Source organism: Ehrlichia ruminantium str. Welgevonden, from assembly GCF_000026005.1.
GTDB lineage: Bacteria > Pseudomonadota > Alphaproteobacteria > Rickettsiales > Anaplasmataceae > Ehrlichia > Ehrlichia ruminantium.
Genome location: NC_005295.2, coordinates 1,022,628 through 1,047,752, shown reverse-complemented (window position 1 = coordinate 1,047,752; position 25,125 = coordinate 1,022,628). Strand labels below are relative to the sequence as shown.

19 protein-coding genes and 2 tRNA genes are annotated in these 25,125 nt (G+C 26.9%); 11 read left to right on the top strand and 10 right to left on the bottom strand.

The features are described from left to right. The first annotated feature begins 1,040 nt into the window (after positions 1-1,040). Positions 1,041-2,015 carry a quinone oxidoreductase family protein gene (locus tag ERUM_RS03400; RefSeq protein WP_011155307.1) on the top strand — a complete coding sequence of 325 codons (975 nt, stop codon included), beginning with the start codon at positions 1,041-1,043 and terminating at the stop codon, positions 2,013-2,015. Between the two features lie 1,132 nt (positions 2,016-3,147). Here ERUM_RS03400 and ERUM_RS03395 read toward each other — a convergent pair. Beyond that, complete coding sequence (locus tag ERUM_RS03395; protein WP_011155306.1) at positions 3,148-5,721, bottom strand: UvrD-helicase domain-containing protein; 2,574 nt, start codon at positions 5,719-5,721, stop codon at positions 3,148-3,150. 93 nt (positions 5,722-5,814) lie between these two features. Between ERUM_RS03395 and ERUM_RS03390 the strand changes: the two genes are divergently transcribed. From ERUM_RS03390 to zapE, 7 genes are all read left to right on the top strand, one after another. Beyond that, positions 5,815-6,060 (top strand): hypothetical protein, encoded by a 246-nt coding sequence (locus ERUM_RS03390; protein ID WP_011155305.1) that lies wholly within the window; start codon positions 5,815-5,817, stop codon positions 6,058-6,060. Positions 6,061-6,489: 429 nt separating this feature from the next. Continuing rightward, the gene (locus ERUM_RS03385; RefSeq protein WP_011155304.1) at positions 6,490-6,894 is read left to right on the top strand and encodes a hypothetical protein; all 405 of its coding nucleotides are present in this window, start codon (positions 6,490-6,492) and stop codon (positions 6,892-6,894) included. Positions 6,895-6,947: 53 nt separating this feature from the next. Further along, the gene (locus tag ERUM_RS03380) at positions 6,948-7,325 is read left to right on the top strand and encodes an ankyrin repeat domain-containing protein (protein ID WP_011155303.1); all 378 of its coding nucleotides are present in this window, start codon (positions 6,948-6,950) and stop codon (positions 7,323-7,325) included. A gap of 1,394 nt (positions 7,326-8,719) precedes the next feature. Next, complete coding sequence (locus ERUM_RS03375; protein ID WP_011155302.1) at positions 8,720-9,577, top strand: SPFH domain-containing protein; 858 nt, start codon at positions 8,720-8,722, stop codon at positions 9,575-9,577. A 1,117-nt stretch (positions 9,578-10,694) separates the two neighbouring features. Beyond that, entirely contained in the window at positions 10,695-11,000 is a 306-nt protein-coding gene (locus ERUM_RS03370; RefSeq protein ID WP_011155301.1) for a hypothetical protein, read from the top strand. 773 nt (positions 11,001-11,773) lie between these two features. Next, positions 11,774-11,902 (top strand): hypothetical protein, encoded by a 129-nt coding sequence (locus ERUM_RS05195; protein WP_258010944.1) that lies wholly within the window; start codon positions 11,774-11,776, stop codon positions 11,900-11,902. A 1,611-nt stretch (positions 11,903-13,513) separates the two neighbouring features. Beyond that, complete coding sequence (gene zapE / locus ERUM_RS03365) at positions 13,514-14,587, top strand: cell division protein ZapE (RefSeq protein WP_011155300.1); 1,074 nt, start codon at positions 13,514-13,516, stop codon at positions 14,585-14,587. Between the two features lie 756 nt (positions 14,588-15,343). Here zapE and hemH read toward each other — a convergent pair. The 9 genes from hemH to rlmB all read right to left on the bottom strand — a co-directional run bounded on the left by hemH (position 15,344) and on the right by rlmB (position 23,578). Further along, the gene (gene hemH, locus ERUM_RS03360) at positions 15,344-16,285 is read right to left on the bottom strand and encodes a ferrochelatase (RefSeq protein ID WP_011155299.1); all 942 of its coding nucleotides are present in this window, start codon (positions 16,283-16,285) and stop codon (positions 15,344-15,346) included. Positions 16,286-17,510: 1,225 nt separating this feature from the next. Then, entirely contained in the window at positions 17,511-18,488 is a 978-nt protein-coding gene (locus ERUM_RS03355; protein WP_011155298.1) for a hypothetical protein, read from the bottom strand. Positions 18,489-18,603: 115 nt separating this feature from the next. After that, entirely contained in the window at positions 18,604-18,969 is a 366-nt protein-coding gene (locus ERUM_RS03350) for a cell division protein ZapA (RefSeq protein ID WP_011155297.1), read from the bottom strand. Continuing rightward, positions 18,962-19,255, bottom strand: coding sequence for a DUF4164 domain-containing protein (locus ERUM_RS03345; RefSeq protein WP_011155296.1), 294 nt, complete (start codon positions 19,253-19,255; stop codon positions 18,962-18,964). Before ERUM_RS03345 ends, ERUM_RS03350 begins: the two co-directional genes overlap by 8 nt. A 33-nt stretch (positions 19,256-19,288) precedes the next feature. Next, positions 19,289-19,552 (bottom strand): HU family DNA-binding protein, encoded by a 264-nt coding sequence (locus ERUM_RS03340; protein WP_011155295.1) that lies wholly within the window; start codon positions 19,550-19,552, stop codon positions 19,289-19,291. A gap of 2 nt (positions 19,553-19,554) precedes the next feature. Beyond that, the gene (gene sppA / locus ERUM_RS03335; protein WP_011155294.1) at positions 19,555-20,424 is read right to left on the bottom strand and encodes a signal peptide peptidase SppA; all 870 of its coding nucleotides are present in this window, start codon (positions 20,422-20,424) and stop codon (positions 19,555-19,557) included. Positions 20,425-20,433: 9 nt separating this feature from the next. Continuing rightward, positions 20,434-22,131 carry a 30S ribosomal protein S1 gene (locus ERUM_RS03330; RefSeq protein ID WP_011155293.1) on the bottom strand — a complete coding sequence of 566 codons (1,698 nt, stop codon included), beginning with the start codon at positions 22,129-22,131 and terminating at the stop codon, positions 20,434-20,436. A 66-nt stretch (positions 22,132-22,197) separates the two neighbouring features. Then, entirely contained in the window at positions 22,198-22,836 is a 639-nt protein-coding gene (gene cmk / locus ERUM_RS03325; RefSeq protein ID WP_011155292.1) for a (d)CMP kinase, read from the bottom strand. Beyond that, positions 22,829-23,578 carry a 23S rRNA (guanosine(2251)-2'-O)-methyltransferase RlmB gene (gene rlmB / locus ERUM_RS03320; protein ID WP_011155291.1) on the bottom strand — a complete coding sequence of 250 codons (750 nt, stop codon included), beginning with the start codon at positions 23,576-23,578 and terminating at the stop codon, positions 22,829-22,831. The genes cmk and rlmB overlap by 8 nt, the downstream gene beginning before the upstream one ends. A 151-nt stretch (positions 23,579-23,729) precedes the next feature. Between rlmB and ERUM_RS03315 the strand changes: the two genes are divergently transcribed. From ERUM_RS03315 to tuf, 3 genes are all read left to right on the top strand, one after another. Beyond that, a tRNA-Tyr gene (locus ERUM_RS03315) sits at positions 23,730-23,812 on the top strand. A gap of 8 nt (positions 23,813-23,820) precedes the next feature. Next, positions 23,821-23,891, top strand: a tRNA-Gly gene (locus ERUM_RS03310). 42 nt (positions 23,892-23,933) lie between these two features. Further along, on the top strand, positions 23,934-25,121 hold the full coding sequence (tuf, locus tag ERUM_RS03305) for an elongation factor Tu (protein WP_011154850.1): 1,188 nt from the start codon (positions 23,934-23,936) through the stop codon (positions 25,119-25,121). The last annotated feature ends 4 nt before the right edge of the window (positions 25,122-25,125 follow it).

Here is a 25,125-nt window from a genome sequence, read left to right as displayed (position 1 = left end):
TAAATTTCTCATAAGTATTGTAATAAATTGAACTTGACAATAATAGGATCCAAAAAAATCTAAATTTATAATGGATCTTACTAGTAGGATATTAAAAACTGTTGGAAATATTGTTTTATGGATTACCTTCTATTTTTCTTAAAATTTTATCTTTAAAAAATGTGTTTTTTTGATCTACAGATTTCCTTGATGGTTAGAGTTGAAAATATTAATTAGATAAGAAAAATTCAGAGAATTTTTCTTATCAATTAAATTTATTATCATCGTAATGTGCTATTAAATTAGTCTGTAATAGTTGATATTGATAAAATTGAGTTGTTTAATATGTAAAAATTTATGGATTTTGAAGGTACAGCTTATTATGTAATGTTGTTAAATTATCTAATAATATATCTAGTGGTATATTTTATTTTTGAATTTGATAAATCTATTAAACTATATGTGCTGTAAGTTTTGTAATATTATCTTAAAATTGTATTTGTGGAAGATAAAATTGAAAATTTTATCGTGTTACATCAATTAATTATTAATAAAATATTAATATTGAATTATAGTGTAGTTGATAAACTTGGTGTTTTTTTCACTTTATAAATGTATTATTTATGTCTAGAAACGTATATTAAACTTGAGTATTAGTATTCAATAATATTTTTTTATATTAAATTTTAGTTTAAATGCAAGTAATCTGATAACAGAGTTTAAGTTGTGTGTAATAAATACAGTGGAATGAAATACTTAAAGGTTATATGGTATTTATATATAATTTGATATATTATTAATTCTTTGAATGTATATAGCTGAATTATGGTTTAAGTGTAAGTACTTTTTTTCTAATTTAATATATATTTTAATTTTTGAAAAATATATAGAAGTTAATATTATGTCCTGCTATCTTGTAGGTGTGTGTTTATTAATGATGTTTTGGAGAAATTGCTTATTATTTGGTATAAATTAGTCTAAATTTAAAGAATATGTTGTAATTTTAGGTTAGCTTGCTATTGGTAGATAAGTGAGATATTTTTTATAAATTATGTAGTATTATGGTAAAAGCTGTTGTTATTGATAAGACTGGTGGTGTTGAAGTTTTAAAATATGTTGATTGTAATGTGAATGAACCAAAAGATGATGAGGTGTTGATCAAACATACTGCTATTGGGTTAAATCGTTATGATCTCGAATGTTGTAATGGTACACGCAAAATTAAAAAATTTCCTGCTGTTTTGGGAAGTGAGGCAGTCGGGATTATAGAAAAATTAGGGAAAAATGTTGAGGTTTTTAATATAGGAGATAGAGTAGGTTATTGTACTGTATCTGGAGGAGCGTATTCTGAAAAGAGGATTATAAATCAAAAATATCTAGTTAAAATACCTGATGATATAACTGACCAAATTGCAGCTGCAGTGTTATTTAAGGGGATGACAGCTCATTATTTGACACATGTAGTTTACAGCACGCGACCTAAGAGTTTTGCATTAGTACATGGAGCTACAGGTGGTGTAGGGCAAATATTATGTCAATGGGCTAGTTATAAAGGTTCTAAAGTTATAGGTGTTACTAGTTCTGATGATAGAGCTAATATTGCTCTGCGTTCTGGATGTTCATATATTGTAAATTCTAATAGTGAAAGTTTTGTCAAGCAGGTCATGGAAATTACAAATGGAGCTGGTGTTAATGTTGTGTATGATCCTATAGGAGCATTAGTAGGTAAAGTATCTTTTGAGTCACTAGGTCTTTTTGGTATTTATATCTCCTATGGTCAGATATCTGGTCCTCTTGTAAATATTAGTGCTTCTATGATGAGTTCAAGATCATTATTTTTTACTGCTCCTTTAATATTTCACTATAAGCGTTCAAGTTTTGATTTGTCTATGACAGCTATGGAACTTTTTGAAGTAATGAGAAAAGGTCATATAAAAGTTAATATAAATAAAATATATAGATTTGATGATATAATTACTGCACATCAAGATTTAGAAAAAAGAAACCTTACTGGTTCAAATGTGATCTTATTGTAGGTTGGTGGTTTTGTATTATTCTACCGTGTATAAAGAACAGAACAAAAGTTACTGTTGTTAGGTAATTTTTAAGGTAGATTAATGATCATACAGTATTTTTTCTTATCTTTTAGTAAAGGGCTGTATGTGAAGTAGATATGTTTTATAATATTTTATATGTAATGTAAGTATATGGTAATTTAAAACATATGCTGTTTATTTAGTATTACAATTTTATTTGTAAAAAGTATCAATATATTATAGATAGGGAAAAATCACTGATTGCTGAGTTTAAGATTTATTCATTTAAACATAACACTTCTACTTTTTTTATGGTTAAAATTGGATGTATAATTAGTGTTCTGTAATTGTACTGTATAATTTAATATACTATGATATGACTTATCTTATATATATGTTATTGTTTTATGTTTATATGAATAGCAGCATAAAATATGCTGCTTACTAAATAGTATTAATATTTTAAATTATTTATCTAAAAAAAACTTCTGCTTTTTAAAATAGTTGTAGATCATTAGTGTATAATTAGTACTGCATTGATTATACTGTATAAATTGATATTACACATAGTTAGTTGTAGTGCAGTTATTAATATTTAATAGTTATTTATCTAAGAAAACTTCTGCTTTTTGAAATAGTTGTAGATCATTAGTGTATAACTAGAGCGGCATTAATTGTACTGTATAATTGGTCTTATATGTAGCTAGTTGTGGTACAGTATTAATATTTAATAGTTATTTATCTAAAAAAACTCCTGCTTTTTGAAATAGTTGTAGATCATGAGTGTATAATTAGTACTACACTGATTGTACTGTATAATTGGTCTTATATGTAGCTAGTTATGGTACAGTATTAATATTTAATAGTTATTTATCTAAAAAAACTTCTGCTTTTTGAAATGGTTGTAGATCATTAGTGTATAACTAGAGCGGCATTAATTGTACTGTATAAATTGATATTACACATAGTTAGTTGTAGTGCAGTTATTAATATTTAATAGTTATTTATCTAAGAAAACTTCTGCTTTTTGAAATGGTTGTAGATTATGAGTGTATAACTAATGCTTAATTAATTGTGCTGTATAATTGGTCTCATGTGTAGTTAGTTGCAGTACAGTATTAATGTTTAAAAATTATTCATCTAAATATAATACTTCTGCTTTTTCTTTTGTTAAAGGTTGTAGGTCAATGTATTTTTTTTTATATGTACCACTGATACTGTATATTATATTGTACCATGATTTACTTTGTATTGGTGGTGTACCAGTTATATATAATTCATCTTCAGCTCTAGTCATTGCTACATATAGTAATCTTAAATATTCGTTATATTCATTAATTTTTTGTTGGGTTTTTAGTTTTTCGCAGAAGTCATGAGTATCGTTACGGCACCAGAATGGTGTATTTTCTGTATCGAATATTAATTGAAGATCATTTTTTGGGATAGTTGTGGTATCAGTAAGGAATACTATAGGTGATTGCATTCCTTTTGCATTGTGTATTGTCATGATTTTAATATAATTTTTTGTGTGATTGATATCACTTTTTATTTCTGGATTAGTATTTTTTATCCAATGTATGAATGCTTGTAATGAGTTAATATGATCTAGCTCGAATTTTATTAATAGATTAATAAATTCTCCTATGATCTCCTCTATATTGGATTGACCTAAACGTTTTATAAATTTATGTTTATGCTGTGATATAATATAATTATATGTATCTAATGGGTTATGAGTTTGTGATATATTAATTAGTTGTTTCAGGTAGTCTGATATGTAACTAAATTTTAATTGTAATACTTCCCATAAATGTAAATTGTTTCTATTGTATGCTAAGTTAAATATTTGTTCTTCAGTGAATTCAAATATTGGTGATTTTAATAATCCTGCTAATGCTAAATCATTTTCTGGTAATAAAAGAAATTCTCCTAAATTGACAAGATCTTGAATTATTATACTATCCATAACTTTAAATTTATCTCGTTCTAGTGTTGGAATGTTAAGTTTTTTTAGCTCTGTAATCATATGGTCTATAAAAGATGTACGGTGTCGTACCAATATTAAGATGTCTCCGGCACTTATGGTGCGCTGTTTTGCTGGTAGAATTCTTTGATTTTTTATCCATGTGTGAATTTTATTAGCAATAGTTGATGCAAGTAATAGATTTGTATTAGGGGTGATTTTGTGATCTGTATTTTCTAGAAAATTATACTTATTGTTTTCAGTATGAAATATAGGCCATATTTCTAAATATCCTGGGTCATGTTTTCGAAAAATTTCATGATGTATTGCTTCTGTGGTAAAAGATATTTCTTGCCGAAAATTATTAAATATTTTGTCCACTAATTTTAAAATGGGTGCTGTAGATCTGAATGATTGTTTAAGATATAGTATTTTGTATTGATTGCTTTTTTGTGCGAAGTAGTTGCACATGGGTTTAAAGTAGTCTGGTCTAGCATTTTGAAAGCTATATATTGATTGTTTTATATCTCCTACAATGAATAATGTTTTTGTTTCTTCTGTTGTTCCAATACCTGTAAAGAAATCTTGACATAATTCAGAAATGATCTGCCATTGTTTTATGCTATTGTCTTGTGATTCATCGACTAATACGTGATCTATTTTACTATCTAGATGAAAGAGTATCCAATCCTTATAGTGTGGATTTATAAGTAGTTTTAGTGCTAAGTTAATTACATCATCATGATCTAAGTAGTTTAATCTTTGTTTATTCTGCTGGTATAGTTTTGTGAAGCATTTTGCGATTTCAGTTAAATGTACAGTTCGTTCTGCTATTTTATTAGCATAAAAAGTGTTGGTAAACTCTAATACTTCTTCTTGTATATCTATAATTATTTTTTCTATTTGAGGGAAGTCATTTAAAGTTTTTTTTGTTATTATTGATGATATAGATTTTTTTTCTAAAGATGTTGAGTTGATAAATATTTTTGTATATTCATTTAATTTTGCTATTTTATACTTTTCAGATAAATTCATCCATGCAGTTAATTTATTGCTGATTTTTTGATCTCTTGTACTTCCTTTACTTAAAGCTTTTATAAGAAATATTAAATTACTTTGGTTAATATTGGGCAATTTTTTTATCTGTGTTATATTACAGTTTAGTTTATGATATATTAACTCTTGGTTTGGATTATAGTCTTGGTTACTTAGTAATTTGTATAATAAATCGTAGAGTGTTTTTTCTGTGATCTCAGAGGAGATAGCAGATATGTTATGTTTTATTGTTACATCATTTAGTGTTTTATAAAAAATTTTTGGAAAGGATTCTGATAAATCTTTCACTATACAATTTGGAGAGATTCCAGCTTCTATAGGAAATGCGGAGATTAGTTGGTAGCAAAAACTATGTATAGTTTTTATTGAAAGTGATATGTTATGTATACTGTTAAATAGTCTTCTTGCTTGATGTAATTCTTGAACTGTTATATTACTGTGAATAATTTCTTGTAGGTCTGTTTTAAGCTCTGTATCTGTTAATGTTGTCCAAGCACTTAAGGTTGAATGTATACGTTCTGTCATTTCATATGCAGCTGCATTTGTAAATGTGAGACAAAGTATATTTTGATGACCTGTGATTAATAATTTTAGTACTCTATTGACTAATATCCTGGTTTTTCCAGTTCCAGCTGATGCTGAGATCCATATCAAAGAGTCAAACGTATTGGTTGTAATATTTCTCATTATAGTGTATAATTAGTAGTGTCCTAAAATCTATAATATTAATCAAAACTCATACTTTATTGTAGTTTGTTTTTATTAAATGATGAGGTTTTTATGAAAAAGTTATTTTTATTTATAGTGTTAGTTAGCTTTATTAGTGTTAAAGTTGGTATTGCATGTGATGTACATTCTAGGAATAATAAACAAAACAGTAATGCTGAAAATGTAATGCAGGATGATTATGATCATGACAACGTTGAAAGTAATCAAAATGAAGAAGAAGGTTATGGAAGTACTACTGGTCTTCAAGTTACTGGAGAAGGTTTTGATAATAAAAAGTATGTAAGTGGTGTTTTTTAAAAGTATGAGTTTTGTTATATGCGTGCTTAAGGATGAATGGTGAGTATATGGTATGATCCTAACTTTTACATAGTTGTAAAAGTTAATTTGGTAGTACTAATGTTATTTCTTAATTATCCTATTTTATTTATCACTCATTATTAAAAATATATTTCTGTTTTTGATGTTTAATTATATTTCGTAATCTTATGTAAAATATTGTCTTAAGTTATGTATTATTAAGTAGGTAAAGTACTCTATTTGCTCATACCTAGTATTTTTTCTTTATTAGTGATTCTAGTATTTATGTAAAAGAATAAAGAAGTTCAGTTGCAATATTCTTTATATAGTATATAATTACTAATATTTTTAAATTTATTCATGTTAATGAAAAATTATATTTATAATAGTATATTCTGTCACAACAGGTAATTTGGTGGGTACTTTTTTATGAAAAAATTGTTTTTAATGATGGTGTTAGTAAGTTTTGTTAATGCTACATCTGGTATTGCATATGCTTTGCATCCTGATGATAATTCTTTTGATATGAGAGATCAGGATACAAAGGATCATGTATTTCCTCAGAATGATAACTCGTATGATGATGAAGTTGATGATGAAGATTATTTAGAACAAGATGATGATTCTGATGAGCTAAGTGATGATATTACAGGAGAAGATTTGCAAGATGAAGAAGATATTGAAGATAATGAAAAATATGATGAGAGTATACTTAAATCTGAGAATACTAATGCAAGTGATAGTGTAAAGAAAGAACAAGATAAGAAACATCCAAAAAAGAAAGATAATACAGAAAAAGTTGATGATAAAAAAAAACTAATGGTGAATCAGTAAATGAGGTACAAACAGCAAATTTTTCATATAAGTGGCCATTTGCTAGGAATCCTATGCCAGAGATTGAAAAAGGTGAATATGATGAAATGAATAATCATTTACCAAAATTGTATACTGTGAAAGATTATAGTACTCAACTTTTTTACTGTATAATAACTAATAATGTTTCTGGTTTACGTATTTTGCTTAATAAGCTTGAAGAACTAGATATTGGTTTGCCTGTTGTATCATCTCAAATACGTACTGTAGGACTTGGTGATACTTTGTTAACTTATGCTGTAAGATATGGAAAGTTAGATATAGTAAGATTTCTTCTATCAGTAGGTGTTGATTCTAATGTTGCCAACTATAATAATGATACTCCTATCAGTATAGCTATGAAAAATAGCAGGTATGATATAGCACGTGCTATTATGACAATGCAGCGTTAGTATTTATATTATGGGTTACTAAAAACTGTAAATGTTAGTTATAACTGTTTGTATGTAGGACATTATTAGTAAAATTGTTATTTGTTAGTAGTTGTATATATGTGTAACAAAAAATTAGGTAACTTGCTAATAGATGTTATTACTGATTCCTACTATATAGTTATTTATTACTTTATTTATACATCAATTACAAATTAATAGTTGTTATAGTAAATTACTTATTGTAATACTTGTACATATGATTGTTTATGTTATTGATTGAATATTTGATGTCAGGTTGTAGGTTATTGCATTCTTAGATATTGCATAATGTGAAATATATTATGTACATTTTATTTATACTGAATGCCTTATTTCTTTGTTAAGTGCATAGTTCTATTTTTTTTATTTTATATATGAAAGCTTAATATCAGTAAAAAATCATAACGTTGCTAGCTGAGTGATATGTGTTATATTGAGTAGTAATATATGCTAAATAGTATTGTAATATTTATTAGTTAAGTTTAAGCATATTATGTCATTTTTTTATATTATAAAATAGAGTCTGCTATTTCTATATCTAATGATTCAAAAGTAGGTGTATTTGGTAGTTCTATTCTAAAGTAAGATTTCGTAATTGTAAGTTGTGACTTTTTATATTAAGTAAAAGATATAATATTGCTAGTTTTAATGGTAATACTATATATGTTAAATAGTTATATAATATACTGAATAATAGGATTATTAAGATATTTTTTCCTGTTAAGTGTATAATACTATTTTTCATATAATAGCCATTGTTAACTGTGAGAAGTACTGTTTATAAGTAAATAATATTATTAATTTTATTGTAGGTATATGATCATTAGATAGTAATACAAAATAATGTACATGGTGGTAGTAAACAATTGTGGTGTTTATTTTGAATAGATAGCTCTTATTAGTTGTGGAAAGTTGATATCTTAGTTAAAATAAATAATGTGAAAATACTTTTTTAATTTTGTAAATCTATTCTGTTACTATATAAATTATAGGTGGATTATTTATTAAAATACTCAAGTTATATGTTAGTAGATGAAATATTTATAAATTTACTGATTAGTATATAAGTAAAACAATAAATGATTTTATAGTACTGTTGTTATTTTTGTTATACTATGTAGCAATTAATACTACTTGGTCAATTTGATAATAATATTTTTTAATTCTAATTTTATCATGTGTATTACTAAACAATATAATTTTATGTGTTTATTTTAGTATATATAAATAACAAAGTATTTTATCTTTTATATAATTTTGTATTGTTGAATTAATTGTAAGATCTTAATAGTGAAATAATGGTTGTTTATGATTGGGTGTTTGTTATTTTGTCTATGAGGTTTTCTAGTAGGTAGTTGATTTATGGAGTTGTTGTGAATGCTAAAGAATTTAGTGATAAAAATCTAGCATATGTTAGTGGTTTATCAATAATATTTTCTACGATTATTTATGTCTTGTTATTATTTTCTGGCATATATTATGGGAATTTTATAGTTGTGTTACCAATGTCTTTAATTGCGTTGGTTTCTACAGTAATTATTCCGAGTGGTTTTTTTGTAAACAATCCAAATGAAGCTAAGGTTGTTGAATTTTTTGGGAATTATATTGGTACTATATTTCAATCAGGGTTTTTCTGGACTGTTCCATTTGTGCGTATGAGAACAATCTCATTAAAAGTTCGAAATATTAATACAAGTAAAATTAAAGTGAATGATTTTAATGGAAATCCAATAGAAATAGCTGCTGTAATTGTCTGGAAAGTAGTTAGTCCTGCAAAAGCGTGTCTTAATGTAGGTGATTATCAGGAGTTTATTAATATTCAAAGTGAAACTGCAGTCAGGGAGTTAGCTGGTAGCTACCCATATGATGCTGAAGATGATAGTGAGTCTTTGCGTAATAATTCTATGCAAATATCATCTAAGCTGCGTGATATATTACAAAGTAGATTAGATGTTGTGGGAATTATTATAGAAGATGCTCGTATTGCACATTTAGCTTATTCTTCTGAAATAGCACAGCTTATGTTAAGAAGACAACAAGCAAAAGCTATTACTAATGCTAGAGGATACATAGTGCGAAATGCTATTACTATGGTGGATGAAATATTAACACATTTTGAGTTAAAATATCAAATTAATTTATCTGATGAACAAAAAGTTAAGTTGATAAATAATCTGTTAGTGTCTCTGATTTCAGAGCAAGGTGCTCAGCCTACTCTTAATATAGAATAATGCTTAATAGTATAAAAAGGTGGAGGCCTTTTTTTTAAGAATTGTGGGCAAAATATCTTCTTATAGTTGTGAAAATTTGTATAGAGTATTTATTTGTTTTTATATAATGATAACAAAAGTTGTAACTAGTATTTATAATATGTAATGTTATTATGGATAAAATATCATATTGGTTTATCTGATGAATAAAAAATTGAATTGATAAATTCTATGGTATTTGCCTGCTATTGGTATGTAATGATATATGATATTTACAAAGTATGTGTATTGGTTTGTTAAGTAATCATAGTTAATTGGATATAGAAGTAGATATGTACTATTGTTTTTATAGTGTAAAAAGAATTATCATCTAATTTTGATGTTGGGTTTTTAGTTGTAAAATTTAGTATATGTATTTCAATGTTTTATATATGACATATTAATAAATAATATCTTGATAATAATAAGAAAAGTTAATACGTATATTGATGTGGAATATTGAGTACATAGCAATGTTTTTATTTATTGATATATGTATATGCATTGCTTAATCTTATAAAGACTTAAAAAACTAAGATTAAAAAGTAATGAGTTATATATGTAATTTTCTTAATGTTGAATAATCCAAGTATAACTTATGATATACTACAACTGTAAAAACTAAAAATTTTGTTTTTATATAGTAGAAATATCTTTCTTGATGTACATAAAAAAGACAGAATGGTATTAAATTTATATATGATATCTTGCATATATGAAAAATTTGTCTTTTATATCATAAAATATGATCAGCCTGATAGTATATATGTTGTATAATTATTTTATTATATATAAAAATAGGTATATTTATTATGTATTTATCTATTATCAATTAATTGAAAATGTTTTTCTATAACTATTATTCATGATTGATAGTAATGTATATTGTGTATTTGTCATAAATAAACAATAGGTTAGGTTATACTATAACTTAATGAAGTTTTATCACTGTTTATAATTATAGTGAAAATTTTTTAGATTATTTTAAGTTGTTAATTATTTTTCCTAAAGAATAGCAATCATAAATGCTATATCCAATTCTTGCTTTTTATTTTTCCTAAGATTTGAATAACAATATTTTTTATACTATAGGTTAATTATGAATTATGATACATTAAATCTTTATGAATATCATGGTATATATAATGATGTAGATTATGTATACGATAGTGAGCTGTCAGAAGAGTATATGTCTTACCAAGCAATATGGAAGGCAGTAATACTTCAAGCAATTATTGATTCAACATCTAATTATAAAAGGATGGAAAATAAGATTGAGAAAATAAAAGCTAATAATTGGTTTAATGATTACTCAGAAGATTTTGTTACTGTTTGTCATTTTGCTGGTTATAGTGCTGTAACTGTACAAACTAAGGCAAAGAGAATTATATCAAACAGTAAATAAATGGACGCTTAAAAGGTCAAGTAGAGAAGATCTCAACCTGTATAACTTTCAATTTTGCTGTTTAAAATAATCTGCAAGTTGAGATTTGATTATTGAGTATATTTCTCATGTATTGGTTACCTGTTTATTTTATAAATAATGTTATCTGTAAATAAGATAGTATATGTTAATAATATTCTGAAAACTTATATAGTAGTCTGGTATTCATAATAAGTTTGTTATCGTGTCAATTAGAATATTCATGTTTTTTAACGGTAGAATTATAATTTTATGTTTGTCTATGTAAGGGCAGATGTTGATTTTATTAAGTGTTATTGTTTTGGTCTTTGTTATTATTTATTTTGTACTTTCTCTCATGTAGTTTTTGTATATGCAAAAGTAATATTATACTCAAATAAGTGTAACTGATTTTTAGAATGAGTGTATAGTTATTTGAATTATGGTTTGTGTTATTGCATGCATAGTGTGTAGTAAGTTGAGATGTTTAGTTTTTTTGTTGTAGAATTATAATTTTGTATTTGTCTATATTATAGATGGAAAGTAATTTTATTAAGCATTTGTTATCCTAGACTTTCATGTTAGTAATTATATTTCAATTCAAGTAATTTATGTATGCATAGGTAGTTTATCTAAAATGTTTAGCGTATTTCTTAATTATGAGAATTATGTAAGTTTGTTAAGATATAGTGTATAAAAATAATATATTCATAAGAATCTCTTTTGTTTTTTTGTTCTATAGCTGCTAGTTTTGTGTTGTAGATTTTCCTATTCATATGTTATCTAAGGTTAATATACGTAAGGTTAAAAGGTGCATTATTAATAAACGCGATGGTGTAGGTAAAAGTATTATAGGTATTAAGGAAGAAAGTTTTTTACCTGATAACATGTTTATAGGATTTTAAAGTTAAGTATGTAAGAAGATTTTTTTTAAATGTGTTATTTATGAATTCTATTAGTTGATTATAAGATGTAATTCAATAAATTTAAAAATTATTTTATAAGGAATTTATGTATGAAAACATAGAAAAAAGATAGGTGTGTTATTAGATGTATATTTACTAAGTGTGTTATAGTTGGTAACAGTTCAAATGATTACCTTATGACGAATTGTTCTATAAATTGTCATGTTTAACCATTAAAAGGAACAAATTACTGAAAGTTTTATAAGTAATAATATAAGCATTTATTTTTATTATGAGCTATTTATTGTTAATGTTGATAGTGTAAGTAATGCTATGTGTGTTATATTTTTTATATATTTATGAAATATGTAAGTTTGGTGCTTATTAAATACTTTATTAAGTTGTACTTCTGGTAAAGTATTTGAGAATACTAAACTAGAATGTCCTGATATAAAATTTTATTACTGTGTAATTATTTATTAATCCCTCTATAGATTGTTTGAATGTATGTTTTTTGTTAAGTAATATGTTTTGTAAATAGTACTATGATGTCCTATATATCAATGTTATTTAAAAAGAATCTAATAATTGACTTTATGTATGGATTGTTGAAATCTAAATTGATGTAACTTTTATTTAGTAAGGTGTTTGATGAATAATAATGATGTAGAATATCAGTAATATTATTTAGGAAACATTGATTAACTTGCTAATTATTCTTTATTGTTGTTGAAATCTAAATTGATGTAACTTTTATTTAGTAAGGTGTTTGATGAATAATAATTATGCAGAATATTAGTAATATTGTTTAGGGAAACATTAATTAACTTGCTAATTATTCTTTATTGTTGTTGAAATCTAAATTGGTGTAACTTTTATTTAGTAAGGTGTTTGATGAATAATAATTATGCAGAATATTAGTAATATTGTTTAGGGAAACATTAATTAACTTGCTCATTATTCTTTATTGTTGTTGAAATCTAAATTGATGTAACTTTTATTTAGTAAGGTGTTTGATGAATAATAATGATGTAGAATATCAGTAATATTATTTAGGGAAACATTAATTAACTTGCTAATTATTCTTTATTGTTGTTGAAATCTAAATTGATGTAGCTTTTATTTAGTAAGGTGTTTGATGAATAATAATGATGTAGAATATCAGTAATATTGTTTAGGAAACATTGATTAACTTGCTAATTATTCTTTATTGTTATTGAAATCTAAACTGGTGTAACTTTTATTTAGCAAGGTGTTTGATGAATAATAATTATGCAGAATATTAGTAATATTGTTTAGGAAACATTGATTAATTTGCTAATTTTCTTTTTGCTGTTGAAATCTAAATTGGTGTAACTTTTATTTAGCAAGGTGTTTGATGAAGTAATATGGATAATGTACCGTAGGATATGGCTATATCAATATTATTTTAAAAGAGTGTAATTACTTATAAGTTCTCTGTCAATTGTTAGAAATCTCAACTTGTATAACTTTCAATTTTGCTGTTAAATAATCTGCAAGTTGAGATTTTGTTTATTCTAAATATAGAATAAAATATTGGAAATATAAAAATAGTTTGTCTAATAAGTTGCCTTAAAAAATATTTATTTTATGAATAGAAAAAAAAATGAAGTTTTTACTACTTATTATTCTATGGTAGATAGTGGTAAAATTACTTATGATGAGCAACAAGTTAATTTACTAGAAAAATTTTTACCTTATCTTACTGTACAAAATGTTTGTTCTTTTCTTCCAATAAAAAGGAGGTTGAAAAAGGTTGGTGTATATGTACATGGTAAAGTTGGAAGGGGTAAGTCCATGGTTACAGACCTATATTACAATGTTTGTGGTATAGAGAATAAAAAAAGACAACATTTTAATCAGTTCATGAAGGAAATACATTCTTTATTACACGAATATAGATCATCTTATATAAAAGATCCACTTTATAAAGTTGCAAAAACAATGTGCTATAATGTGGATTTATTGTTTTTAGATGAAATTCAGGTACATGATATTTGTGATGCCATGATATTATATAAGCTGTTTTCGATTATTTTTGAGCAGAAAATTGTTGTAATGATGACTTCAAATTATGCTCCTATTGATCTTTATCAAGATGGAATACAAAGGGAATCTTTTGAACCTGCTATATCATTAATAATGGATAGAATGCATATTGTACATTTATCTGGAAAACAAGATTACCGGACTGTAAAAGATTTAGGAGTAGAGGATATATATTTTATAGGTGATCATTCTTATGATAGTTTATCAAATCTGTTTATTAAGATGGTAAATAATAAAGAAGTGAAGTCTGTAAAGTTGTATGTTTTAGGACGAGATATTAAAGTAAGTAAGGTATGTGGTGAGATTGCATGGTTTGATTTTCATGAACTGTGTGGCCAACCTTTATGGGTTTCTGACTATCAGGAGATAGTTCGTAATTTTTCAGTGATATTTATTGCTGGAGTGCCTATTTTTAATTTCTATAATCATAATGAAATGAAAAGATTTACTATTTTAGTTGATGAGTTATATGAAAGTAAGACAAGAATTTTTTGTTCTTTAGCTGCAGAACCTCAATCATTGTATTATTTGTGTGATGTTCCTATAGATTTTCAACGTACAATCTCACGTTTAATCGAAATGAGATCTAAATCATATTATGATACTGCTAGGTAATCATTTTTGATGTTTAATATGTTTATTTTATAGCAAATGTTTAAATGTACTGATCTGAATTTTATTATTGGATATAAGGTATCCATGAGTTCTCATATTATGATGCACAGATAGTTGTTATTGTATATACTTTTGATACTCTTATTTATAGAAGACTATAGGTTAAAGTTGTGTGTATTTGTATTATTCCTATAGTTCTAATAATTAAGTAAACTAATATTTTTATAGTATAGCGACCTGAAAGTGTATTGTTATATGTTTGTGTAATTTGTGAAGCTTTCATTTATGAAGAACTCTTTGATATATTGAGTGGGAGATTTATTATCTAATAGTGTTAGACTAATATTATATAGATGCTTTAGATAGTTGTATTTTTTTTATCTTGTTAATATAGTTATTTGTAGAAAGCACAGACTTAAATTGTGTGTATTTATGTAATCTTAATAATTGAATAATCTGATATTTTGGTTAAATTTTGTTAAAATATATATTTAGGTGAATGTGTCTTTTATGTGTTAGGTTAGATTGATAATATAAATTTTAGAAAAGATGTTATAAATTGGTTAAGAGTTTTATAAATTTAGCAGCTCAAATATTAGTGTTGTAAAATAAATTACTAAATAAATATCAATCACTATGAAAGCTTTTCAATATTATAGACCTATTTTTTATGTAAAAAAGCATATGAGTTTTTTGTTGTGTATATAATTTAGTAAAACTTGTTAGTTTGAATAGTATTTTCTGTTAATAATGATTTTATATGCACATTTCTTCTAAGCACTTGATATAGCCTTCGTTTTCACTTAATGTTGGTACTCTAAAAAACATATTTTCTGGTACTGTTGACTTATATTCAATATCTAGTTCTACGAGAGTTTCAGAATTTTCTGATACGAATGATATAGGTACTAATACTATTGGTGTGTTATTTTGTATTGCTTTATTAATTTCTGATAATGTACTGGGTTCTAACCACTTAACAGGTCCAACCTTGCTTTGATAACAAATTTTATAGTCTAATGATGGTATATTAAGAAACTTTACAATTAAATATACACTATGTTCAATCTGATATAAGTAAGGATCACCACGTTGTATTATACTTAATGGTAAGCTATGTGCTGAAAATAGAATTCTTGGTAATCCGTAGATACATGCTTCATAGTATTTTTCTGTTATAAGTTTGCACTGTGCTTTTATATAGTGTTCATTGTGGTAGTATGAACAAATAGTGGTGGTAGGAATTGCAAGATTTTCTGTCTTAGTATATTTATTCCAATGTTGGATGGCTGAAAATGTAGTTGTTAATGAATAGTGTGGATATAGTGGGAGTAAAATTATTCTATTTGGATTATATTCATTAACATGTTTAATTGTCTCCTTTACTGAAGGATTAGAGTATCTCATAAATATGAAGACTTTGTATTGGTTGTTATTGTGCTTATTTAATACGTTTTCAAGTAAGGTAGCTTGTGTTTTTGTTGCTTCTAATATAGGGGATTTGCCGTCTAGATATTGATATATTTTAGTTGCTGTTTTATTCCTAAAGTGTGAAATTAATGTAGCAATAATAAATCGTAGTGGATTTGGTAAATTTATGATATTTTTATCGTAGAATAAATTGAATAAAAATGATTTTACTTCAGATAGTGATTGTGGTCCACCTAAGTTAAATAATACTACTGCTATTCTTGACATGTAATGTTTGTTGGTTCTATGTAATCCTTGAAAGTAACATGTGATGTGCTAGCTATCAAGTGAAATATAGTCAGTTACACATTGTTTAAATAGAATTATATATTTTGATTTTGATATATTAGGAACATAATAAGTTATTAGCATGAGTACTGTTTTTTGTGAATTGTATTAATAATGATATAATTTATAAAATATTGCTGTTTATATAACTCTGTGGAATTCGATTATACTGATTTCATTATTTATATAATTTCTGGAGTGTAAGTATGGGTATAGCAGTTATATATATGCAATTTTAGGATACATGGTATTGTATTATGTATAAGAAACTAATGAATGAAGAAATACTAATATGTTTATTGTGTGAGTATATAATTTTTGCTAATTGATATTAAAATATATGTAATATGTGCAAGTTATAAGTGTAATTGTTACCTGGATTATGCTTTGTACAATATTAGTAAGCATATTATGGATTATGTGTAATATTTTTATTTTTTATGAATCCTATTTCAGAAAAATGAATGAGGTATAATTTTATTAAGTGTGTACTTTTTCTTATCTAAAAAAATTATGTTTTAGTGAAAATATAAAAAAATATCTTGTTTCCTGACATACAAGTTTTGTATGTGTAATACTTTGGGGAAATGGTTCTATTTAGTTAAAAATATTATCACCTATTGCATTTATATCAAAGATGTAATATAGAAGATTTTTTATGTGACTATTAATATCTCTATTTCCTGTTATTAAGTGTGTACTTGTTCTTATCTAAAAAAATTATGTTTTAGTGAAAATATAAAAAAGTATCTTGTTTCCTGACATACAAGTTTTGTATGTGTAATATTTGGGGAAATGGTTCTATCTAGTTGCATCATCTATTACATCCTATTAAAAGATGTAATACAGAATTTTTTTATGTTAGTAATAATGTTAGAGCTTTATAGGACAGAAACAATTACTGTTTGTCACTTAAAAGAAAATAGTATAAGCTACATGGTTGGTTGTTTAAGTGTATAACTTAATAGTATTACATGCAATTAGTAGTACTATATCATTAGAGTATATAGAAATAACAACAATTCTACTTTTATAAGTATAAAGAATAAGTATTATACTAACTATTTTTCTGTATGAATATATATTATAATTCCTAACAACACTTTTTTTTACAGCAAGATCTTACACTTTCTGTACTAGCATCTGACATACAACTACTAGTTTTTTATTCCTCTTTGTCTGTGTTAGGTATATCTTCTGATTTTTTAGCTTGTGTTGTAAATACTTGATCGATATATGATATTAAAGATCTTGGATGTTCACCATTGGTAGGTGTAATATATTCAAATCCTAATAATCCAATACTCAATGTTACTATTAAATCCCGGATTCCTGCATATAAAAAACTAAATGCTTTGTTTGTAGTTTCTTTTGAGTAATGATAATTTATTTTGTAGGTTTCTTGATGGAATGATTCTGTTTCTTTTTGGTTAATATTTTTTATTTTGTTATGTATTAAAATTACTGTATCAAATATTAAGCTTAATGGAAGTTCTAGTATTGTTACACAGAACAAAAGGAGTTCTAAAAGTGCTATTACTAGTTTTAGTGGGGTAGTTAGTACGGAAAAAAGGAAATTTATAATATAATATCCAGATGTATAATAAGTAGGATTTTTGTGTGTATTTTTTGATTGAAATACCAAAGAATTGCCTTTAAAATTAACAAAAAGGCTAGATGTTGTTGTAGTATGGTCTCTATATATTGGATGTTCTATATAAGAGCAACAATCTTTTCTGATTTTTAGTATTCTTAAACTTATACAAATTATTATCATGATAGCTAGACAAATAGCTAAGCATATCATATGCATATTGAGCGGATTTGTATTAGGAATTATTCCATATTTAGCAAGATAATAAGCTGATATAAATACGAGAGGCATAACAGTTGCTGCTTCTGCAAATGGTATTAGATTATGTCTAGTAGCATATTGTGCGTTTTGTTTTCCTGTAATATGGGTGAGTAGTATTTCAGATGGGACATCATTTTTATGAAGTTTAATGTAGATATATTGTTGCAGAGTAGTAAATGCTGCTAAATTGCATATGAGGAATCCTTTTATTCCACATAATATAGAGTTCTTAACTTTTAGTGGTATGTTTGATAAGTCAATTCTTGATTTTAATGTTGAGGATAACATAAATAAATACTAGCGATAATTAATAAAATAGAAATTATAATTTATTTTTTTGATAAAGTATACTATTTAATAAGTGTGTATTTTATAATATATAAAATATTGAAAACCTTAGTAGTTAATAAGATTCTAAGTATTGAACTAACTTTTCTATTCTTGCTAAGGTGTGAGATAATAAATTATTTACATCATTTTTTACCTGTAAATAATCATCAAAATGTTTCTTATACATTAACATTTCATCTTTTACTTTTTTTAATTGTGTTTTTAACTCATTTTTCTCATCTGCTAGCGTTAGACCTGCTAATAAAAATATTAAAGCATCAGATCCTTTACCTTTTTCTGCAGTTGAAATTGAATTAACTAATGAATTGAACTGCTCAGCTAATTTAAGTAAATGTGTTTCTTCTGTTTTATTACAAGCTATTCTATAGGTATTGCTTCTGATGATAATTTCAATAATTTGTGTATTATGATTATTCACCTGCTTGCTCCTTATTTAAGATAGACCTTATACCTTCTATTGCTGTGTTTAATCTATTAATTACCTCGTTACACGTTACTTTCCAATTATTGCATTCATTTATTTTTTCTAGGAGCTGTTGATTTAGTTGATTTTTTTCTACATTAAGTAGTGCTATTGTTTCATTATTTTGTAATGTGTTATTATTATTGCTTAATTTCTCTTTTAATAAATTTTCCAAGTTATCAAATGCTTGGTCTAAACTCTGCTGAATTTCTGAATTAGAAAAACTATTTGTTTGATCCATAGTAAACCATATAATTATTACAATATAGCACACCTATTGATTAATAAGCTTGATAAACTTGTTACTTGGCCTAAAGTAAACTTTTTGATACTTATTTTTTGTCAACCTTGTGTTAGCAGTTTTAATGTTATATGTACGTACAGTAAAAGCTCCAAACCCTCTAAGCTCAACTCTATGATTATCTTTTAAATACTCTACAATTAATGAAAAAAAAGTATGCAATATTCTAGATACTATATCCTCACTTAGAGAAGGATTTTTTTTAGATATATGTTGAATTAGATGTGATTTTAACATAACTATTTGCTAATATAATAATAAACTAATTGGGATATAAGTGAGTTTATATTTCCAAGTACAGATTTATGCTCTCTAATTGGTAGAGTATTAATTTTTTGTGTTTTAACATTTTGGGAACTGAACCATTTTAGTGCTTCATCTTCACCACCAATTTGATCTACTAAGCCTATTGCTAATGCTTCAGACCCTGTATATATACTTCCATCTGCTATTGCTAATACCTGTTCTTTTGTCATTTTTCTACGTTCTGCTACTATATCAACAAAATAGTTATATGAGTCATTGATTATATGACGTACAGATTGTTCTTTTTCTTGTGTCAGTTCTTCAAAAGGAGATGTTGCTGCTTTTAGTTGAGAAGATTTAATAGATTTCAAAGTAATGCCTAACTTTTTTGCTAACTGGTCTACTCCAAAGTATTGCATTAATACTCCAATTGAACCTGTAATAGTAGTATGACGAGCTATTATGTAATCTGCAGCAATTGCTGTCATGTATCCACCTGATGCTGCAAAATCATTTAATAATGCAACTACTGGCTTATACTTTGAAACATTACGAATGTTTTGGTATAAAATTTCACTACCAGTAACTGCACCACCTGGACTATTTATATTGAGTATTAATCCTTTAATGTGAGTGTCCTTAGCAATTTTTTTTAGTAATTTATCCATCTCCTCATTAGTTTCAATTTTGCCTTCTATGTTTACTTTGGCAATATATTCATTATCTAGGAAATTACTAACACTTGATGTGTCAACATAGTTACTTAATATCAACATTAAGAAAACCACAAGAAACGTTAAAGTACGCCATAACTTTAACTTAGAATTTAACATTTCTATTTTAAGTAACTGATGGTCAGACATAAATTAATCCTATTTTAAAGACAATATCATATTATATGTTTCAATCAACAATACTTCAGCTTCTAACTTATCTCCTGGGAAGAACTTTTTGTTATCAGGCAAATATTCTTGCTCAATTAAGAGATTAAAACTATTGGAACCATTGAATACATCAACTAATATACCAGTATCTTCAACTACCTTAGTAACAGTAACTGGTATTTTATCTCCTAAATTAGTTCTTTTTAATAGATCAAGGAAAGGATCATATTCCAACTGTTTTATTCCTAAATCAATTTTGCTTTTATTTGTATTGATCATAAGTATCTTTGCTTCTATAGAATCACCAATACTGTATTTTTTTACTGCTGCTTCTGGTGGTAATGACCAGCTTAATTCTGTAATACGGATTAACCCTTCAATTCCACTGTTCAATGTTTCATCTTGAAATGAAACAAATATACCAAGATTTGTTATATTTTTAACTTTTGTTAAAACAATGGATCCTAGAGGATATTTCAATGTAAATGCTTCCCATGGATTGTCTTGACATCTTTTCATACTAAGGCTCATACGGCTTTTTGCTGTGTCGATACTTAATACTTTAACTTGTATTTCTTCACCTCTCATAAATAATTGATTTATTGGAAGGGAACTTTTTGTCCAACTAACTTCAGATACATGGACTAAACCTTCTATCCCTACTTCTAATTCAACAAATATACCATATTCTTCTATACTTGTTACAATACCTTTATGAACACTATCAACAGGATATTTTTTCTCGATATTAGACCATGGACTTTCTTCTAATTGTTTTACGCCGAGTGAGATTTTTTTATTTTCACGATCAATCTTTATTATTTTAGTCCTTACTGTTTGACCACATGAAAAGACAGCTGATGGATGATTTACACGACTCCATGATATATCTGTGATATGTAATAATCCATCTACTACACCTACTGAAGGTGATTCATGTATTTCTATGAATACACCATACTTAGTAATACTCTTAACTTTACCTTCAATAATATCTCCTTCATTTAACTGGCTTAAATATAGACTCTTAGCATCTGCAAGAGATTCTTCAAGTATAGCCTTTCTTGAGACGACTATATTGCCTTGTTTCTTATCCATTTTAAGTATACGAAACTTTTGTTTTTTACCTAATAATGGGGTAATATCCTTGACTTGTCTTAGTGCTACATGACTTGCTGGTAAGAATGCTACTACACCTTTAATATCGACTGTATATCCACATTTTATTGAGCTAAATATTACACCTTCAACATCTTCTTTATTTTCTGCTGCTTCTTCAAGCTTTTGCCATAATTCACTCCTAATGGCTTTTTCTCTACTTAGTACTACGCTACCATTACGGCCTTCCATTTTTTCAAGGTACAGTTTTACTTTTGATCCTACTCCGATGTTTTGATAATCATCACCAAGTTCAAATTCTTTAAGTGATATAATACTTTCAGACTTTAATCCAGAATCTATTGTTACGTATCCTTTGTCTATGCAAATTATAGTACCTTCTATTATTTGTCCTTCTTTGACACTGCTATCCATAAACTCTTTTAATGCATGCTGGAACTCTGTATCTTCGTTATTATTGTCATAACCTTCTGTTTCCAAAGTATGACTAATAAATTTGTTGGATTTTATTTTTTTGATATTCTGTAAGTAGTTTTCTGATTCTAAACTTGTTTGAAGATTTTCCATAAACACAGCCTATAAAATTAAGTTAGTAAAGCAGTATGAAGTCATATTATTATTATTTCCTATACTTTACAAGTAGGTTTTTATTTTTTCTTTAATATATGATAATACTTCTTCTTTATTCATATAAGAGCTGTCAACGTATAAAGCGTTTTCTACTTTTATCAGTGGAGAAGATTTTCGATAAATATCTCTGATATCTCGTTGAATTATGTGTCTATATACTTGTTTATACATTTCTTTTTTTTGTTGTTGCAATTCTTTAAACCGTCTCTGTGCTCTTAAAGGTGTTTGTGCTGTGATAAATATCTTAAAGTCTGCATTAGGGAATATTACAGAAGATGTATCTCTTCCATCGAGTACGATACCTGGACTTGCTGAATTAATGAGCTTGTGCTGTATTGGTAACAATGCAGTTCTGATATGTTGATATCTTGCTAAAATTGATGCAATTTTACCTATATTCTCATCATTATATAACGTGTTATTATCCTCTAATAATAGTAGTATTTTATTTTCTAATACATTATCAATTTTGATATTATACTGTGCTTCTATTCCAAATAATACAGCAATGATTCTATACAATTTTCCTGTATTTAAATACTTAAAATTAAATAATTCAGCTAATTGTTTTGCTAAACTCCCTTTACCTGAAGCAGATGGGCCGTCAATTGTTATTACAAAATTGTTGCGATATTTAATCATGATTTTGTATAAAAATAGAATATAATGCTATAGCAGCAGCGTTTGATACGTTAAGGCTATCAATTCTTTCTGATGTTGCAATTTTTAATAGAAAATCACAATTTTCTTTTGTTAATGTACGTAATCCTTTGTTTTCCGATCCAAAAATCACTAATCTTTTGTTATCTAATTTTATTTTGTGTAAGGGCTCTCCTTGTTTTGCATCAAATCCATAACACCAATATCCTGCTTTTTTCAGTGTATGAATAGCATTTGATATATTAACTACATATACTATTGGGATCATATCTATTGCTCCGCTTGAAGTTTTTGACATTCCACAGTTTTCTGATGGTGAATTATAGTATGGTAAAATTACAGCATGTACATTAAAACATACTGCTGATCTAATAATAGAGCCTACATTATAAACATCTGTTACCTGATCTAAAAGTATTATTGTTGAAATCTCTGTAGGAATATTAGATAATACGTCCTCTATGCTTACTGTATCGACTATTGAAACTTGTAAAGCAATGCCTTGGTGATTACTATTAGGTGGTAGTACTGAGTTAATAGTATTGAGATTTACTTGTTTTGGGTAAATATTTTTTTGTTTACTAAGCTCTCTGATTTTTTGTATTCCATTATTATGTTTAATAAAATTTTCTGTAACTAAAAGCTCATGACATTTTCTATTTATATTTTGTAATGCAGCAACACAAGGATGTTTTCCATAGATCCATATTTTTTTCTTAGTCATAAATATCAGCTGTTAATGTGATTTTTATAATTAGGTATTGACATATTTTAATCTTTAATTTAGTTAAATCAATTCTAATCTAAATTTTTTGGTATCATTTTTTATTTTTTTATGCTAATTAAAATTGTTTAGGTTAGCGTTAGTGTGTTTAGGAGGAGTGGCCGAGCGGTCAAAGGCAGCAGACTGTAAATCTGCCCACTAGCGTGTACGTAGGTTCAAATCCTACCTCCTCCACGTTAAATGCGGGTATAACTCAATGGTAGAGTGCCAGCCTTCCAAGCTGGTTATGTGGGTTCGATTCCCACTATCCGCTCTTTATTTGGGATGGTTTTATGGTGTTAAAGGTATATTGTTTATGGTAGATGGAAGGAAGCCGCATATAAATGTTGGAACGATAGGACATGTTGATCATGGTAAGACAACATTAACTGCTGCATTAACGACAGTATTAGCGAAGAGATTAAGTGGTGAAGGGAATAAGAGTGTCAAGTATGATGAGATAGATAAAGCACCGGAAGAGAAAGCGAGAGGGATTACCATTTCAACAGCACATGTAGAGTATGAGACAGAGAATAGGCATTATGCGCATGTAGATTGTCCGGGGCATGCTGATTATATAAAGAATATGATCACAGGGGCAGCTCAAATGGATGCTGCGATATTAGTAGTATCTGCTACTGATGGTGCGATGCCACAGACAAGGGAGCATATTTTGCTAGCGAAGCAGGTAGGGGTAAAGGACATAGTAGTATGGATGAATAAGTGTGATGTAGTAGATGATGAAGAGATGCTATCGTTAGTTGAGATGGAGATAAGAGAGTTATTAACAAAGTATGGATATCCTGGTGATGATATAGATGTAGTGAAAGGATCTGCAGTCAAGGCATTAGAAGAAGAATCGGCTGATGGTGTCTGGAGCGAGAAGATAATGGAATTGATGAATGCTTTAGAGAAGATAGATTTACCAATAAGAGAGAAAGACAAGCCATTTTTGATGTCTATAGAGGATGTATTTTCAATACCCGGGAGAGGGACAGTAGTAACAGGAAGGATAGAGAGAGGAGTAATAAAGGTAGGGGACAAGATAGATATAGTAGGATTAAGAGATATACAAAGTACAGTATGTACAGGTGTAGAAATGTTTCATAAGGCTTTGGATGCTGGTGAGGCGGGGGATAATGCTGGGATATTGTTAAGAGGTATAAAGAAAGAGGATGTAGAGAGGGGACAGGTATTAAGTGCACCTGGACAGATACATTCATATAAGGGGTTCAAGGCAGAGGTATATGTATTAAAGAAAGAGGAGGGTGGAAGGCACACTCCATTTTTTTCAAATTATCAGCCACAATTTTATGTTAGGACAACTGATGTAACAGGTAATATAAAATTACCTGATGGGGTAGAGATGGTAATGCCTGGAGATAATATAAGTATCGAAGTGAATTTAGATAAGCCAGTTGCGATTGATAAAGGGTTAAGATTTGCAATTCGTGAAGGTGGTAGAACTATTGGTTCTGGTATTATTACTGAAATTTTGGAGTAAGTGG